The 15,310-nt window shown below is 68.5% G+C and carries 13 protein-coding genes; 5 read left to right on the plus strand and 8 right to left on the minus strand.

Going from position 1 to position 15,310, the window contains the following annotated elements:
• Window positions 1-131: 131 nt before the first annotated feature.
• Genes IMZ35_RS03740 through IMZ35_RS03755 form a run of 4 tightly spaced genes read right to left on the minus strand, consistent with a single transcriptional unit; the run spans window position 132 to window position 3,542 of the window.
• Entirely contained in the window at window positions 132-1,025 is an 894-nt protein-coding gene (locus IMZ35_RS03740) for a glycine betaine ABC transporter substrate-binding protein (RefSeq protein ID WP_199439403.1), read from the minus strand.
• Window positions 1,022-1,786, minus strand: a complete 765-nt coding sequence (locus tag IMZ35_RS03745) for an ABC transporter permease (RefSeq protein ID WP_438816820.1) — start codon at window positions 1,784-1,786, stop codon at window positions 1,022-1,024. Before IMZ35_RS03745 ends, IMZ35_RS03740 begins: the two co-directional genes overlap by 4 nt.
• Window positions 1,786-2,457 carry an ABC transporter permease gene (locus IMZ35_RS03750; protein WP_199439405.1) on the minus strand — a complete coding sequence of 224 codons (672 nt, stop codon included), beginning with the start codon at window positions 2,455-2,457 and terminating at the stop codon, window positions 1,786-1,788. The genes IMZ35_RS03745 and IMZ35_RS03750 overlap by 1 nt, the downstream gene beginning before the upstream one ends.
• Window positions 2,457-3,542 (minus strand): ABC transporter ATP-binding protein, encoded by a 1,086-nt coding sequence (locus IMZ35_RS03755; protein ID WP_199439406.1) that lies wholly within the window; start codon window positions 3,540-3,542, stop codon window positions 2,457-2,459. The genes IMZ35_RS03750 and IMZ35_RS03755 overlap by 1 nt, the downstream gene beginning before the upstream one ends.
• A gap of 193 nt (window positions 3,543-3,735) precedes the next feature.
• On the opposite strand from IMZ35_RS03755, the gene IMZ35_RS03760 reads away from it, so the two are divergent.
• Window positions 3,736-5,262 carry a bis-aminopropyl spermidine synthase family protein gene (locus IMZ35_RS03760; protein ID WP_307867723.1) on the plus strand — a complete coding sequence of 509 codons (1,527 nt, stop codon included), beginning with the start codon at window positions 3,736-3,738 and terminating at the stop codon, window positions 5,260-5,262.
• Here IMZ35_RS03760 and IMZ35_RS03765 read toward each other — a convergent pair.
• The 3 genes from IMZ35_RS03765 to IMZ35_RS03775 all read right to left on the minus strand — a co-directional run bounded on the left by IMZ35_RS03765 (window position 5,252) and on the right by IMZ35_RS03775 (window position 10,412).
• Window positions 5,252-5,794 carry an SAM-dependent methyltransferase gene (locus IMZ35_RS03765; protein WP_199439408.1) on the minus strand — a complete coding sequence of 181 codons (543 nt, stop codon included), beginning with the start codon at window positions 5,792-5,794 and terminating at the stop codon, window positions 5,252-5,254. The genes IMZ35_RS03760 and IMZ35_RS03765 overlap by 11 nt on opposite strands.
• Window positions 5,795-5,808: 14 nt before the next feature.
• Window positions 5,809-8,985, minus strand: coding sequence for a bifunctional diguanylate cyclase/phosphodiesterase (locus IMZ35_RS03770; RefSeq protein ID WP_199439409.1), 3,177 nt, complete (start codon window positions 8,983-8,985; stop codon window positions 5,809-5,811).
• Window positions 8,986-9,239: 254 nt separating this feature from the next.
• Complete coding sequence (locus IMZ35_RS03775; protein ID WP_199439644.1) at window positions 9,240-10,412, minus strand: NAD(P)-dependent malic enzyme; 1,173 nt, start codon at window positions 10,410-10,412, stop codon at window positions 9,240-9,242.
• A gap of 375 nt (window positions 10,413-10,787) precedes the next feature.
• Here IMZ35_RS03775 and IMZ35_RS03780 point away from each other — a divergent pair, with 375 nt between their 5' ends.
• Window positions 10,788-11,390: a dTDP-4-dehydrorhamnose 3,5-epimerase family protein gene (locus IMZ35_RS03780; protein WP_199439410.1), complete on the plus strand. Its 603-nt coding sequence runs from the start codon at window positions 10,788-10,790 to the stop codon at window positions 11,388-11,390.
• Window positions 11,391-11,445: 55 nt separating this feature from the next.
• Here the strand turns inward: IMZ35_RS03780 and IMZ35_RS03785 are convergent, their stop codons facing one another.
• Window positions 11,446-11,760 (minus strand): S26 family signal peptidase, encoded by a 315-nt coding sequence (locus IMZ35_RS03785; RefSeq protein WP_267876997.1) that lies wholly within the window; start codon window positions 11,758-11,760, stop codon window positions 11,446-11,448.
• A 79-nt stretch (window positions 11,761-11,839) separates the two neighbouring features.
• Between IMZ35_RS03785 and sodN the strand changes: the two genes are divergently transcribed.
• The 3 genes from sodN (at window position 11,840) to IMZ35_RS03800 (ending at window position 15,025) form a co-directional block, all read left to right on the plus strand.
• Entirely contained in the window at window positions 11,840-12,256 is a 417-nt protein-coding gene (gene sodN / locus IMZ35_RS03790) for a superoxide dismutase, Ni (protein WP_199439411.1), read from the plus strand.
• A 489-nt stretch (window positions 12,257-12,745) separates the two neighbouring features.
• Window positions 12,746-13,945, plus strand: coding sequence for a DNA cytosine methyltransferase (locus tag IMZ35_RS03795; protein ID WP_307867724.1), 1,200 nt, complete (start codon window positions 12,746-12,748; stop codon window positions 13,943-13,945).
• 60 nt (window positions 13,946-14,005) lie between these two features.
• Complete coding sequence (locus IMZ35_RS03800) at window positions 14,006-15,025, plus strand: hypothetical protein (protein ID WP_199439413.1); 1,020 nt, start codon at window positions 14,006-14,008, stop codon at window positions 15,023-15,025.
• Window positions 15,026-15,310: the final 285 nt, after the last annotated feature.

Genomic DNA, 15,310 nt, shown 5'->3' on the forward strand with positions numbered 1-15,310 from the left:
CCGCCCGCGCTCACCGGCCGCTGCGCGAGTCGCCCCCTCCAGCACCACGAGATCGCCTTTCAGGCACCGCGAGTCGAGCGTTCGAGCACCGCGAGTTGAGCTTTCCGGCACGGCCGTCGAGCGTCCGCCGGTCAGATGCCGTTCTGCTGCAGGAAGTTCGCGGCCACGTCCGCCGGGGTCTCCTTGTCCACGTCCACCCGCTTCACCAGCTCGGCCAGGTTCTCCGTCGTCAGCGCGGCGGAGACCTCGTTCAGCGCCGCCCTGCCCCGGTCGTTCACGGCGGCGTCGCGCACCAGCGGCACGACGTTCTGCGCCGGGTACATGTTCTTCGGGTCCGCCAGCTGGACGAAGTCGTTCGCGGCGATGTCGGCCGACGTGGTGAACAGGTTCGCCACCTGCGACTCACCGTTCTTCAGCGCGTCCACGGTGATCGGGCCACCGGCGTCGGTCGCCTTGAACTCCTTGAACGTGCAGCCGTAGAGCTCGGCGAGCTCGTCCTTCCAGCGGGTCTCCCACTCGCCCGCCGCGCCGATGACGAACTCGCCGCACCTCGGGGCGAGGTCCTCGATGGACGCGATGCCCGTCGCCGCGGTCTCCCGCGTCACGACCAGCACGTCCTTGTCCTCCGCCTCGGCCTTGTCCAGCACGGTCAGGCCGTCCGGGGTCTTCTCCCCCAGCGCCGCGTACACCTCCTCGGAGGTGGTCAGCTCGTTCGCCTTGTCGAAGAACGTCAGCAGGTTGCCGCTGTACTCCGGCACGACGCCCAGCGAGCCGTCCTGCAACGCCGTGACGACCACCTCGCGGGCACCGATGTTCTGCTTCGTCGTCGCGTCGAGCCCGGCGTTGCGCAGGGCTCCCGCGTAGATCTCCGCGAGGATCTTGTTCTCGGAGAAGTCGGCCGAGCCGACGACGATCTGCCCACCGCCCGACCCCGAGTCCTCACCGCCGCCCAGGCTGTCGCTGGAACCACATGCGGACAACAGCAGTGCCGCCGCCGAGACGACCACGGCCAACGTGCGCTTCATGCCCTGCTTCCTCCTGAGTCGGGCTGGCCGGCCGTGGCCACCAGCTTCTGCGGGGAGGAGTCGTCCACCCCGCGTCGAACCCTCCTGCGCGCCGCGGACGCCGGCGCGAGCCGCAGACCGCGCGGCACCACCAGGCGCTGCACCACGGACAGCAGCAGGTCCAGCAGCACCGCGAGCAGCGCCACGAACAGCGCGCCGCCGACGAGCTGGCCGTAGTCGAGCACCCGCAGCCCGTCGAGCAGCGGCCTGCCCAGGCCGCCGAGGCCCACGTAGGCCGCGACCGACGCCGTGGCGACGACCTGGAGCATCGCGTTGCGCACGCCGCCCATGAGCAGCGGCAGCGCGTTGGGCAGTTCGACCTGCCACAGCCGCTGCGCGTCGGTCATGCCCATGCCGCTGGCCGCGTCGACCACACCGCGGTCGACGTCCTGCACACCCGCGTAGGTGCCGGCGAGGATCGGCGGGACCGCCAGCACCACCAGGCCGATCAGCACGGGCACCGTGCCGCCACCGGCCACCAGGTACAGCACGGTCACCAGCCCCAGCGTCGGCAGCGCGCGGATCGCGTTGCCACCGCCGACGAGCACGACGCCGCCGCGTCCCGTGTGCCCCACGTACAGGCCCAGCGGCACGGCGATCAGCGCCGCGAACGCGGTCGCGGCCAGGCAGTACAGCAGGTGCTGCCCGACCCGCGCGGGGATGCCGCCCGCGCCGCTCCAGTTCTCGGGGTCGGACAACCAGACCCAGACGTCGACGAAGATCACGCGACCGACACCCCCTGCGCGCGCGTCCACGGGGTGAGCGCCCGGCGCAGGGCGACCAGCAGCAGGTCGACGACCAGCGCGAGCGCGAGCGTCAGCACGATGCCCACCAGGATCGGGGCGAGGTAGCGGCGGGAGAAGCCGTCGGTGAACAGCACGCCCAGACCGCCGCTGCCGATGATGGCGCCCACGCTGACCAGGCTGATGTTGCTGACCGAGCCGACCCGCACGCCCGCCGCGAGCACGGGCACCGCCAGCGGCAGCTCCACGGTCAGGAAGCGCGGCAGCGGGCGGTAGCCCATCGCGGTCGCGGCGGCCACCACGTGGTCGGGCACGGCGTCCAGCGCCTCGGCCACCGGCCGGATCAGCAGCGCCGTCGTGTAGACCGTCAACGCGATGATCACGTTGCCCGGCCAGAGGATCTGCGTGCCCGCGACCGCGGGGATGATCACGAACAGCGCCAGCGACGGCACCGTGTAGACGACGTTCGCCACGCCGATCAGGGCGCCGCGCAGCGGCCGGTAGCGGTGGCAGGCCCAGCCCAGCGGGACGGCCAGCAGCACCGCGAACACGATGGGCAGCAGCGACAGGTACACGTGCTCCACCAGGTGGTCCGCGATCTGCGCCCTGGTGCCCGCGTTGCCGAGGTACTTGCCGAGATCGGCGAACATCAGCCGCGCTCCGCTCGCTCGCGGTCGATCACGTCGAGCACCTGCGCGCCGCGCAGCACACCCGCGTAGCGGCCGGTGGGCTCCACGACGACGCCCAGCCCCGACGGCGACGACAGCGCCGAGTCGAGCGCGCCGCGCACCGCCGTGCCGCGCTCGTACAGGGAACCGCCCGGCACGAGGAGGTCCTCGGTCAGCGGTCCGTCCGCGGAGGTCCCCGGCGGCAGCCAGCCGCGCGGACGCTCGTCGGCGTCCAGCGCGAGCAACCACTCCCGCGACGGCGACACGGGCTCGCCCAGCCGCGTCGTCGCGCCGCCGCGCACCTCGATGCCCGCCGGGTCCACGAAGGACAGACCGCGGTACCCCCGGTCCTTGCCCACGAAGCTCGCCACGAAGTCGTCCGCCGGTCGCGCCAGCAGCTCGGCGGGCCGGTCGTACTGGGCGAGGACGCCGCCCTGGCGGAACACGGCGACCTTCTCGCCGATGCGCACGGCCTCGTCGATGTCGTGGGTGACGAACACGACGGTCTTGCCCAGCTCGGCGTGCAGCCGCAGCAGCTCGTCCTGGAGGCCCTCGCGCACCACCGGGTCCACGGCGCTGAACGGCTCGTCCATCAGCAGCACCGGCGGGTCGGCGGCCAGCGCCCGCGCCACGCCCACCCGCTGCTGCTGCCCGCCCGAGAGCTGCACGGGGTAGCGGCGGCCCATGTCGCCGTCGAGGCCCACCAGTTCCAGCAGCTCCGCGGCGCGGGCGCGCGCGTCCCGCTTGGACCAGCCCGACAGCAGCGGCACCGTGGCGACGTTGTCCAGCACCGTGCGGTGCGGGAACAGCCCGGCCTGCTGGATGACGTAGCCGATGCCCCGGCGCAGGCGCGGCGGGTCGACCTGGAGCACGTCGCGCCCGTCGACCAGCACCGTGCCCGACGTCGGGTCGAGCATCCGGTTGATCATCCGCAGCGACGTGGTCTTGCCGCACCCCGACGGGCCGACGAACACCGTGATGGTGCCCGCTTCCACCACGAGGTCGAGGTCGTCGACGGCCACCGTGCCGTCGTCGAACCGCTTGGACACGGCCCGGAACTCGATCACCCTGCACTCCCCCCGGTCACGGCGTCGCCCGGAAGCGCTGGTCGGACGACGTGGAAAGACCCGGATCACGACCCTAGTCCGTTCGACTGACGACGGCACGGCGTTCCACCGGGTGGGCACGCCGTACGCTGCTCCGCTTGTGGCAGGGATTGAGCCGATCGACCGGGTACGCGCACTGCTGGACGAGCGCGGGGTGCACGCGCGCAAGCTGCGCGGTGTCCTGACGCTCCTGAGGGACGACTGGCACACGCTCGCCGAGCTGGTGAGACTGCCCGCGGTGCCGCGCCGGACCGTGCAGGAGCTGCTCGCCGCGGCCGAGGACGACCTGGAGCTGCGCGACGGGCGCTACCGCGTCAGGCCGGAGCGGGTCGACGCCTGGTCGCGGGCGTTCCCCGCCGGTCACGACGTCGCCGACCCGCTCGACGCGCTGGTGTCGCGGCACACCGACCAGCTGCGGTCGATCCTCGCCGACATCGACGCCGTGCCGTCGCCGGTGGCCGCGCTGGACCACGTGCAGGCCACGGCGGAGACGGCGCTCAAGCGCGCCCTGTGGCTCGACAGCACCTACGACCTGACCGGGCGGCGGCTGCTGTGCCTGGGCGACCACGACCTGACCTCGCTGGCGGTCTGCGCGGTGAACGACGACGTCGAGGTGACGGTCGTCGACGTGGACGAGCGGCTGCTGGAGTTCGTCGACACCAGGGCGCGGGCCCGCGGCTGGAAGGTCCGCTGCCTGCACGCCGACTTCCGCTTCGGGCTGCCGCCGACGCTGCTGGAGTCCGCCGACCTGGTGTTCAGCGACCCGCCCTACACGCCGGAGGGCATGGCGCTGTTCGCCGCGCGGGCGATCGAGACGCTCGCCGACCCCGCGCGCGGACGCGTCCTGCTGGCGTACGGGTTCAGCGACCGCACACCCGCGCTGGGGCTGAAGGTGCAGCAGGAGCTGCAACGGCTCGGCCTGGTGTTCGAGGCGGTCCTGCCCGCGTTCCACCGCTTCGACGGCGCGCAGGCCATCGGCAGCGCCGCCGACCTCTACGTGTGCCGCCCCACGACGCGCAGGCCGCCCGCCGTGCCGAGGACCGCGATCTACACCCACGGTCCCCAGTCGGTCGAGTCGTCCGGGCCGTCGGCCGAGGTGCTGGACCGGCTGTCGCAGCTGGCGCCGCGCCCCGAGTCCTCCCCTCCGCCGAAGCCGCGCGCGCCCGGCTGGGCCGAGCCGGTGGGCCGGGGTGCCGCGTCGCTCGCGATGGAGCTGAGCGCCGACCCCGGCCCGTGGCTGCTGCGCTCGGTGCTGGCGTGCGTGCCGGGCCGGATGGCGGCGCTGGTGCCGAACAACCACCCCGCCGTGTCCAGCCAGCGCGGGCAGCAGGAGCTGGCCTCCCTGGTGGACAGCCGCTTCCGGCTGCGGTTCCTGCGCAGCACCCCGGACGACAAGCACGCCGTGGTCGTCGCGGACCAGGTGCCGGCCGGTGACCTCGACGCGGGCGGGCTCGTCGTGCGGGAGGTGCTGCTGCGGGCGCACGGCAAGCTCGGCAACACGTGGCGCGAGGCGCTGATCACGGCGTCGCGCGGGGCGCTGACCAAGCGGGAGGCGCGGGAGCGCGTGGAGCGGTTCGCGCCCGACGAGGACGACCTGGCGGTGCGCCTGATCGACCTGCCGCGGCACCGGATCGCGGCGCTGCTGCCCGCCGTGGCGGCCAGCGCGGGGGTCAGCGCGTGACGGCCACCAGGGCCAGGTTCACCGACGAACCGTGGACGAAGCCAGGGGCGGTCGGCTGATCGGGCCGCCACTGCGAGGTGAACACCACACCGGGCTCGACGACGTCCAGGCCGTCCACGAACGCGGTCACCTCCTCGCGGCTGCGGACGGTGCCCGCCGTGGTCATCCTGCGGCTGATCTCGACCGCGGCGCGGACGTCCCCCGGCACCTCGGGGTCGAGCGTGGCGTGCGAGATCACGACGACGCTGCCCGGCGCGAGCGCGGCGACGTAGCGGCGGACCACACCGGCGGGGTCCAGCTCGTCGGGCACGAAGTGCAGCGCCGCTGCGAACAGCACGGCCCGCCGCAGGAACGACCGGTTGAGCCGCGCGGCGTCGCGCACCCACGGCATCGTGACGAGCATCTGCTCGACCAGCTCGCGGTCGGCGGCGAAGTTGCACGCCCCGTCGAGCAGGTAGTCGTACACCCTCGCCGGGCTCGGCCTGGTCAGGTCGATCTCGCGGGGCACCCAGCGCGCGTCCGACACCGGCACCACCCCTTCTCCGATCACCCCGCTCGGGGGACGTGCAGCGGTCCCAGTGCCAGGACCGCGCGGAACTCCTTGGCCGGCACGGGCCGGGAGAACAACCAGCCCTGGTAGGCGTCGACACCGACACCGCGCAGGACGTGGAACTGCGTCGCGGTCTCCACGCCCTCCGCGACGCACTTGCGGCCCATCGCCCGCGCGAGGTCCACCACGGCCCGCGCCACGGCGAAGTCCGACGAGTCGGTGCCGACACCGGCGACGAACCGGCGGTCGACCTTGATGATCTGCGCCGGGAGGTCCTTGAGCCTGGCCAGCGACGAGTAGCCGGTGCCGAAGTCGTCCACGGCGAACCGCACGCCCCGGTCCACCAGCTCCTTCATCGCCTGCCGGGTCCGCGACGGCAGTTCCGCGAACGCCGTCTCCACCAGCTCCAGCACCACGCGGTCCCACGGGATGCCGGCCTCCGCGACGGCGTCGGCGACGATGTCGCCGAACTCCGGGTCGCCCGGCACCAGGCCGGACAGGTTCACCGCGACCGACACCGAGCGCCCGTCGGGCGCGGGCCACGTCGCGGCCTCCTTCAGCGCCGTGCGCAGCACCCAGCGGTCCAGGTCCCGCATCAGGTCGCCCTGCTCGGCCACCGGCAGGAACACGTCCGGCGGCAGCAGCCCGCGGTCCGGGTGCGGCCAGCGCACGAGCGCCTCCGCCGTGAGGACGGCACCGTCCACCCCCACCACGGGCTGGTAGTGCAGCGTGAGGCCGTCGCCCGCCAGCGCGTCGCGCAGCTGGCCCTCCAGGTGCACCTGGCGGTCGGCCGAGGCGATCAGCGCCGCGCTGGCCAGCGACACCCGGCCCGCTCCGGCGCGCTTGGCCTCGAACATCGCGGCGTCGGCGAAGCGCAGCAGGTCGGGCCCCGTGGGCCGCGACCCGTTGGGCACGGCCGCGCCGATCGAGGCGGACACCCGCACGAGCTGACCGTGCACGGGCACGGCGGTGCGCAGCAGACCCGCGACCCGCGTGGCCAGCGCGTTGACGCCGCCGACCTCCTCGATGTCGCGGCAGATGATCACGTACTCGTCACCGGACAGCCGCGCCGCCGTGCAGCCGGCGGGCAGACCGCCCTCCAACCGCCGCGCCAGCGCCACCAGCAGCTCGTCACCGGCGTCGTGGCCCAGCGAGTCGTTGACCCGCTTGAAGTTGTCGATGTCGCAGAACAGTACGGCGACCCTGCTCGCGTCCGGCCCGGCGAGCAGCTCGCTCAGCAGCTCCTTGACCAGCGCGCGGTTGGGCAGCCCGGTCAGCTCGTCGTGCGTGGCCTGGTGCCGCAGCGCCTCCGCGGTGCGCCGCCGCTCGGTGATGTCGGAGAACACGACCAGCCAGAACCGGCGGCCGTCGTCCTGCACGGACAGCGCGATGTGCAGCTCGCAGTACACCCGCTCGCCGTCGGCGCGGTGCAGGACGCGTTGCGACACCTTGTAGGAGCGCTCGGCCTCGAAGTCCATCCCCGCGACGGACCGCAGCCGCTCCTCGGTGTCGTCCGGGTGCGTCATCTCCGCCGCCGTCGTGCCGCGCAGCTGCTCCAGCTCCGTGCCGAGCAGGTCGCAGAGCGCGTCGTTGGCGTCGACGAGTCGCTCGCTCTCGTCGAACAGGCCGATGCCCACCGGCGTGATCGACACCAGGTCGGCGAACCGCTGGCTGGAGCGCTGCATCCGCGTCTCGGCGGTGCGCTGCTCGGTGACGTCCTGGGCCGTGCCGACCGCGCAGGGCAGGCCGTCGACCCCCTCCATCAGCATCCCGTGGCAGCGGAACACCCGCACCTGGCCGCCCCGGCCCACCATCCGGTGCTCCAGCTGCACGGGGCCGTTGCCCGCCACGAGCTGCTGCCACAGGTCGTCGACCCACCCGCGGTCCTCGGGGTGCACCAGGTCCAGGTACGTCTCGTAGCGGGTGGCGCTGCCGAGCGGCACGCCGAACAGGTCGTGCAGCATGTCCGACCACACCGTGGTGCCGGTCTGCAGGTTCCACTCCCAGGTGCCGAGCTTCGCCGCGCGCTGCGCGTCGGCGAGCCTGCGCCGGTCCTCGCGGAGCTGCCGCTCCAGCGCCCTGGCCTCGGTCACGTCCTGGATGGTGCCGTGCAGCCGCTGGAGGTTCCCGGAGCCGTCGAGCTCGGCGCGCGCCCTGGAGACGTAGACGTGGTCGCCGGCCTCGTTGCGGATCTCGACCTCGATCGGCCCCTCGTCCCGCGCGTGCAGCAGCCTGCGCCGCATGTCCTCCAGGAGCGGCCGGTCCTGCGGGTGCACGCCGAAGAGCAGGTTGTCGTCGGGTTCGCAGCCGATCTCGGCGTACATCTCCAGCAGCACCTCGCTGCGGTGCACCACCCGCGTGGAGAACTCGTAGGCCCAGCTGCCGATGCGGGCTATGCGCTGCGCCTCCAGCAACCGCCGCCGCTCCACGGCCAGGTCGCGGTCCGCCCGCCACTGGTCGGTGTTGTCCCTGATGTAGCCGGTGATCAGCTCGGCGCGGCCGTCCGGCGCGAGCTTCGCCTCCGCCACGCCCCGGATCCAGCGCAGCTCGCCGTCCGGCCGGACGATCCGGTACTCGATGTCGATGGGGTCGCCGGACGGCTGGTGCTTCGACCAGTACTCGGCGACCACGTCGTAGTCGTCGGGGTGCACGACGTCGAGGACGGCCTGCGCGCCCGGCACGACCGACCCCGGCTCCAGCCCGAGCAGCCGGTAGTGCGACTCGGACCAGACCGTGACCCCGGTGTCGGGGTCGAACTCCCACGACCCGATGCCCGCGACGCGCTGGACGGCGCGCAGCCTGCGCTGCTCGTCGCGCAGCGCGTCGGCGGAGGCGGCGAGGTCGGAGACGTCGACGAGGAGCACGGCGTGCAGGTCGGTGCCCGGCACGGGTTGGCGCACGACCCGCACGGGCAGGTCGGCGCCGACCCGTCTGCGCAGCCGCAGGTCGGCCGGGTCGCCGACGAGCAGCTCTCCGAGCGGACGGCCGACCAGGTCGGAGGGCGAGGAGGCACCGGCGAGCTCGGCGGCCGGGGCGCTGGCCCGCACCACGACCCCCGTGCCGTCGCACACCAGGGAGGGCGGCTCGGACAGCGGAAGACCGTCGAGGGTGACGGGAGGCCGCGGCACCGGTCGGCGCAGCACACCGGGAGCGCGGTCCACCCGTTCGGTCACGCCTCCACCCCTCCCGGCAGCAGCGGCGCAGGGGCGACGGGCTCGGCAGCCCTGGCGGTGCACCCGATTGCGGCAAACACGCGACCTCTTCGCGGGTGTGTCACCCACGGAGAGGGACGGTAGCGCTTCGGAGCGTCATCGCCCACCCCTGCACGGCTTAACGAACTACCACGAACGTGAGCACTAATCCATGCACGCCGTGGATGCCGCCGAACTTGTGCACCTGTGGTCGGAGTCTCCCCACCCCGATGGGGTCAGGCTACTCCGTCGGCCCTGGCAGCGGCCGCGACGGCCGCCGCCACCTCCGGCCCCACCCTCGGGTCGAGCGCGCTGGGCACGATCCGGTCGGCGGCCAGGTCGTCGGAGGCGACCGCGGCGATGGCCCCGGCCGCCGCGAGCTTCATGTTCTCGGTGATCCGCGTGGCGCCCGCGTCGAGCGCGCCGCGGAAGATGCCGGGGAACGCGAGCACGTTGTTGATCTGGTTGGGGAAGTCGCTGCGGCCCGTGGCCACGACCGCCGCGTGCCTGGCCGCCACCTCCGGGTGCACCTCGGGGTCGGGGTTGGACAGGGCGAAGACCACCGATCCGGGCGCCATCGAGGCGATCAGCTCCTCCGGGACCGTGGAGGAGGAGACGCCCACGAACACGTCGGCGCCGCGCAGGGCCTCCGCGATGCCCCCGCGCAGCCCGCTGGCGTTGGTGATCGCCGCCAGTTCGGCCTTCACCGGGTTCAGGCCGTCGCGCCCGGCGTGCACGACGCCGCGCGAGTCGACCAGCGTCACCTCGCCGATCCCGGCCGCGACGAGGATCTTCGCGCAGGCCACGCCCGCCGCACCCGCGCCGGAGACGACGACCCGCTGGTCGGCGACGTCCTTGCCGAGCACGGCGTTCGCGCCGCGCAGCGCGGCGAGCACCACGACGGCGGTGCCGTGCTGGTCGTCGTGCATGACCGGGCAGTCCAGGGCCTCGATCAGCCGGGCCTCCAGCTCGAAGCAGCGCGGCGCGGAGACGTCCTCCAGGTTCACCGCCCCGAAGGACGGCCGCAGCCGCACCAGCGTCTCGACGATCTCGTCCACGTCGGTGGTGTCGAGCACCAGCGGGATCGAGTCGAGGCCGCCGAAGGTCTTGAACAGCGCGGCCTTGCCCTCCATGACCGGAAGCGACGCGCGCGGGCCGATGTCGCCGAGGCCGAGCACCGCGGTGCCGTCGCTGACCACGGCGACCAGCCGGTGCGCCCACGTGTACCTGGCCGCCAGCGACGCGTCGTCGGCGATGGCCCTGCTCACCCTGGCCACGCCCGGCGTGTAGGCGATGGACAGCGCCCTGGGGTCGGCGAGCGACGCGGTCGCGCCGATGGCGAGCTTGCCGCCCTCGTGCGCGGAGAAGATCTCCTCGTCGGTGAGCCGGGCGGGTGCGGTGTTGCTCAATGCGGTGTTGCCCGGTGTCGTACCACTCGGTGTTGTGTCGCTCGGTGTGGTCACGGCGTCCCTCCTGCGGGTGTCGTGCGGTGCGGAAGCGGCCTTTCGGCACACCGCCCCCGACGTGGTCACGCGGGATCGACGGGGCCTGGAAACGGGAGCGCCGCCCTGCCGGGTTTCGGCTGGAGCGGCGTTCCGGCGCTGCGATGTCCCCGAGTGTGGCACTCCGTCCCGGACGTGTCTGCGGCGGGGATCACAGTTCTTCCGCAGGTCAGAGGCGGTTTCGCAAGACGTCCGTCCGGTTTGGTCGAACCGGCCGGTCGGTTTTCCCAGGCAGGCGGACACACGATCGTTCAAGATCGGAGGCCCACTACGCTTCCCGCCATGCAGGCACGCGAGATGAAAGTTCCCGGCGTCTTCGAGTTCGTCCCGCGCACCTTCCCGGACGACCGGGGGATGTTCGCGGCGCCGTTCCAGGAGGCCGTGTTCGTCGAGGCCGTCGGACATCCGCTCCACGTCGCCCAGACGAACCACAGCGTGTCCCGCCGGGGCACGATCCGCGGCCTGCACTTCGCCGACGTGCCTCCCGGCCAGGCGAAGTACGTGCACGTGGCGCGCGGCCTGCTCCTCGACGTGGTCGTGGACCTCCGGGTGGGCTCGCCGACCTTCGGCCGGTGGGACGCCGTGATCGTCGACGCGAAGCTCGGCAACGCGATCTACGTGCCCGAGGGCGTCGGTCACGCGGCGATGGCCCTGGAGGACGACACGACGATGCACTACCTGTGCTCGAAGGGCTTCAACCCGAAGGCGGAGCACGGCATCACCCCGACGGACCCGGCACTGGGCCTGCCGTGGCCGGACGACATCGCGCCGGTGCTGTCGGAGAAGGACGCGACGGCCCCCACCCTGGCCGAGGCGCTGGAGGCGGGCCTGCTGCCCCGGTACGACGCCTGCACCGCCTGGTACGCGCAACTGCGGGGCGAGTGACGCTCACCGGGGCAGCCCCGCAGAGCCCGCCACCCGCCCACGACGAGGTGGAGCATCAGCGGAGCCGGCGCGGACGCGGCCAGACCCGCCAGCGGACGACGCCGAGCACCTCGGCGGGCCCCAGCTCGCGGGAGTCCGTGGAACCGAACGGGTTGTCCCCCTCCACGTGCCACCCGTCCCCGTCGGGCCGGACCGCGCGCTTGACCGACAGCTGTCCGGGTCGCGCGGCCCACCGCACCAGCACCACGTCGCCCCCGCCGACCGGCGCGTCCCAGCGCACCAGCACGACGTCCCCGGACCGCAGCGCGGGCACCATGGACGGTCCGACGACCCTCACCAGCCGCAGCGCGTCGCCCTCCACCGGTGCCAACGATCACCTCCGACTGCCTGGTACACGGGTCGGGAGTAGGGTTTCACGACGTCGGAGCATCCACTGTCAGGGAGGCAAGATGCGACTTCTGTCGCGCATCCGAGGACTCCACCGCCCGCTTCTGGAGGCGACCGCGCACTGCGATCTCCCGTGCGGCGTCTACGACCCGGCTCAGGCCCGGATCGAGGCGGAGTCGGTGAAGGCGATCCAGGAGAAGTACCAGGGCAACGAGGACCCGGAGTTCCGGACCCGCGCCATCCTGATCAAGGAGCAGCGCAGCGAGCTGGTCAAGCACCACCTGTGGGTGCTGTGGACCGACTACTTCAAGCCCCCGCACTTCGAGAAGTACCCGGAGCTGCACGACCTGTTCAACCGGGCCACGAAGGCCGCGGGCGCCAGCGGCGCCAAGGGCTCCATGGACCCGGCCAAGGGCCAGGAGCTCCTCGACCTGATCGCCCAGATCGACAAGATCTTCTGGGAGACCAAGTCGGCCTGACGTAGGGCCACCAAAACGACGCTGACCGGCGAGAACACCTCTCGTGGGTCAGCGTCGTTTTGTGTCTTCTGGTGACCTCTCACGGCCCACAGGCGGCCCAGATTGGAGGGCAAGCCTGTGGGCTGGTCGATGCCGGCACGGCGTCGAGCTGTCCACAGGCGCGGCAGCCGAGCGCCATGACCAGCTCGATCAAGTTGACCACGCTCGCGCTCGTAGCAATCTGACCACCAGCTGAAATATGCACTAAAAATTACCCACATTCAAATAAACAATACAGCGGTTAACCAAGGTGGAGGTTGACCTATGTCGAAAATAAAAATTTTCCCGACGCTCGACAAGAAGTGAGCGTCAAAATTTAGACGATATCCGACAAAATATCGTGATTTATATAAACAATTTTAACATATTAAGCAAGGGTGAGTCTTCACCCTGCAGAGATGGCGATGAGATATCATGTCACTTATGTCTGGCCCTGAAAACACTTGGACCGTGGTTGACCTGTTCTCCGGAGCAGGTGGAGCCAGTGCCGGTTTCCACGATCATCCACGGTTTTCTGTGGTGGCTGCAGCTGACGCTCAGATGGGCAAACCCAGCAGCCAACCAGGCGCATTGGGATGCAACGAAACCTACACCCGCAACATCGGAATTCGCCCACTGGAAGTTGACCTAGGATCAGTCGCAGGACCTGAACTAAAAGATATTCTTCAGCTTCCAGAAAATCCGTCTGTTCTGATTGCATGCCCTCCGTGTACAGGATTTTCTAGAATGCACTCCGGCAACCACCTCGTAGATGATCCACGTAATAGCCTTGTAAGCCACGTGGCCGATTTTGTAGCAGCCCTATCACCTTCTATTCTTTTTATGGAAAACGCCCGAGAGCTGATTATGGGACGTTTTTCTAACCACTTCAGCGCCCTCAGAGAGCAGCTTGAAGAACAAGGCTATGAAGTGTACGGCGATATTCACTTCCTCACACGCTTTGGGCTCCCCCAGATGCGGGAGCGCGCCCTGGTTCTAGCAGTTAAAAAGCCACTAAAGCTACGAACATTGGGTGACCTATGGCAGGGTTACGGTATCGATGAAAAGTCGACCTACGTTAGACGTGCAATTTGGTCGCTACCAACAATTCCTGCAGGCAAAGTACATGAGAGTGACGCTATGCATGTATCGCCAAGCTTTTCACAACCGACTTCATTGCGTCGTTTGCAGGCTACACCTCACGACGGAGGCTCATGGAGAGACTTGGTTCGATCCCCTGAAGGATCGGCACTCATGACACCAGTCATGCGACAGTCTGCTGCTAAGGGAAAGTTCGGCAGTTTTCCAGATGTATACGGTCGAATGTGGTGGGATCGCCCCGCTCCAACTATTAAACGCGAATGCAGTCACGTCGGAAATGGGCGGTATTCCCACCCGGAACAAGATCGACTCTGTACCGTTCGAGAAATGGGGCTACTCCAAGGCTTTCCTTCCTCCTATCAGTTTCTTGGCACGTTGAGTAACAAGTACCGCCATATTGGCGATGCAGTACCACCGTTGATTTCTCGCCAGATCGCGAGTGTCTGTGAATGGATTCTTACGGGCACCCGCCCCGACCTTGCAGAGGCAGTACTCCCGGAAACCAGCTTGAGCCCAAGCGATATTGTTCGCTCAGATTTCCCAGTGCTGAATCCCGACACGTTGTTCTAAGTAATGGTTACAGACTGAGCAGCTTTCCACTACGGAGTGTAGCCATGGCAAGCTGGCTCGATGCATCTAGATCTAGGTACACCCAATTGGCCTAATCTGACGAACGAAAGCGCAGAGGCAGATTGGCTCGCTGACCGCGATCGAAAAGCGAGCTATGTTTTACAACTTTCAACCAAAGTGCTTCACACAGCGCAGACTTTGCACGAATCTAACGCGCTTTTTTCCCCAAACGGAAAAATTCTTTCAACGCATCCATTTTCAATCGATTGGTACATCAGTCTAGCTGGTATTTCACTCAAGACGCTCAGTAACCTTAAGGAAGGGCCAGAAAACTACGGATTGACAAGAAGAATTCGAGGCATTCGAGACAAACTGGTCGACGCAAAGCCAGTATCTGATGCGAATCTTCAAGGCGCAGTCCACTGGCTTACCGATCAAATTAACTCTGTTTGGCCTTCCGAAGATCGGCAACAAAGCAAAGCAATTGTCATGGTTAGCGCCATCCTGGGCGGGCGCGCAATTGGACACGGACAAAATGTTGGAGGAAATGAAGCGGTTGATGTACTCAAGGCGGCAATTATTGACTTTGGTCAACGTCATTCAATCCTCGTTGAGAGCTTAAGCAATGGACAATGGGAGCGGCATTCCGCGGAAAACCCCGCTCTACTCTCACAGTCAATTAGCTTGAAGAATAATCTCGTATGTGAATTTTTCATCGGCGGAGATACTCCTGATGTAAAATTTACAAATAGGCACACAGGTCGCGTTTTGGCCGTTGGTGAAGTCAAAGGCAGGAAGGACAAGTCAAACATCTGGGAAAGTTGGATGCCGCAAGTTGCGGATCACATGAATACTTGGTCCACTGAATACCAGCAGAGTGCACGCCTTTTTTTTGGCACTCTGATTACCCCTCAAATGATCAATGGCGAATCGGCGCGCGGATCCGGACGTAGAGGGTTTCAATATCTCCATGAAGATGGCCAGCTAAATGGAGTATACAATCTAACGAAGATTACAGGAGGAGACGGCGATTCAATAGCGAATTTCGACGCGCTTATTACCCGACTTATAAGCCAGTAATAATCCATACATAGCTAGAGCTGCCGCAAAATACAGCTACAGCAACGTGGACTGCAGTTTTAATTAACACTGCATCGGCAATAGATTCATAAAATGGTAACGATTTAGATATGATCATTAGTAGAAGCAGTGGAAATCCTTTGTGGGCGCGCCATTAAGATAGGAGCATCCGATTGCCATGGCCCGCTTCGGGGGACGTTGGCCGTTCCTCGCCGACGACGGGTCGATGCCCTTCCTCACGCGGTACGCCTGCGGGCCGCTAGGCCCGCTTAGGCGTACCGCACT

This window comes from Umezawaea beigongshangensis, assembly GCF_016464305.1.
Classification (GTDB): domain Bacteria; phylum Actinomycetota; class Actinomycetes; order Mycobacteriales; family Pseudonocardiaceae; genus Umezawaea_A; species Umezawaea_A beigongshangensis.

Coding starts and splice junctions, on each gene's coding strand:
- IMZ35_RS03740 (WP_199439403.1), bottom strand. CDS start 1,025: ATGAAGCGCACGTTGGCCGTGGTCGTCTCGGCGGCGGCACTGCTGTTG.
- IMZ35_RS03750 (WP_199439405.1), bottom strand. CDS start 2,457: ATGTTCGCCGATCTCGGCAAGTACCTCGGCAACGCGGGCACCAGGGCG.
- IMZ35_RS03780 (WP_199439410.1), top strand. CDS start 10,788: ATGCAGGCACGCGAGATGAAAGTTCCCGGCGTCTTCGAGTTCGTCCCG.
- sodN (WP_199439411.1), top strand. CDS start 11,840: ATGCGACTTCTGTCGCGCATCCGAGGACTCCACCGCCCGCTTCTGGAG.
- IMZ35_RS03800 (WP_199439413.1), top strand. CDS start 14,006: ATGCATCTAGATCTAGGTACACCCAATTGGCCTAATCTGACGAACGAA.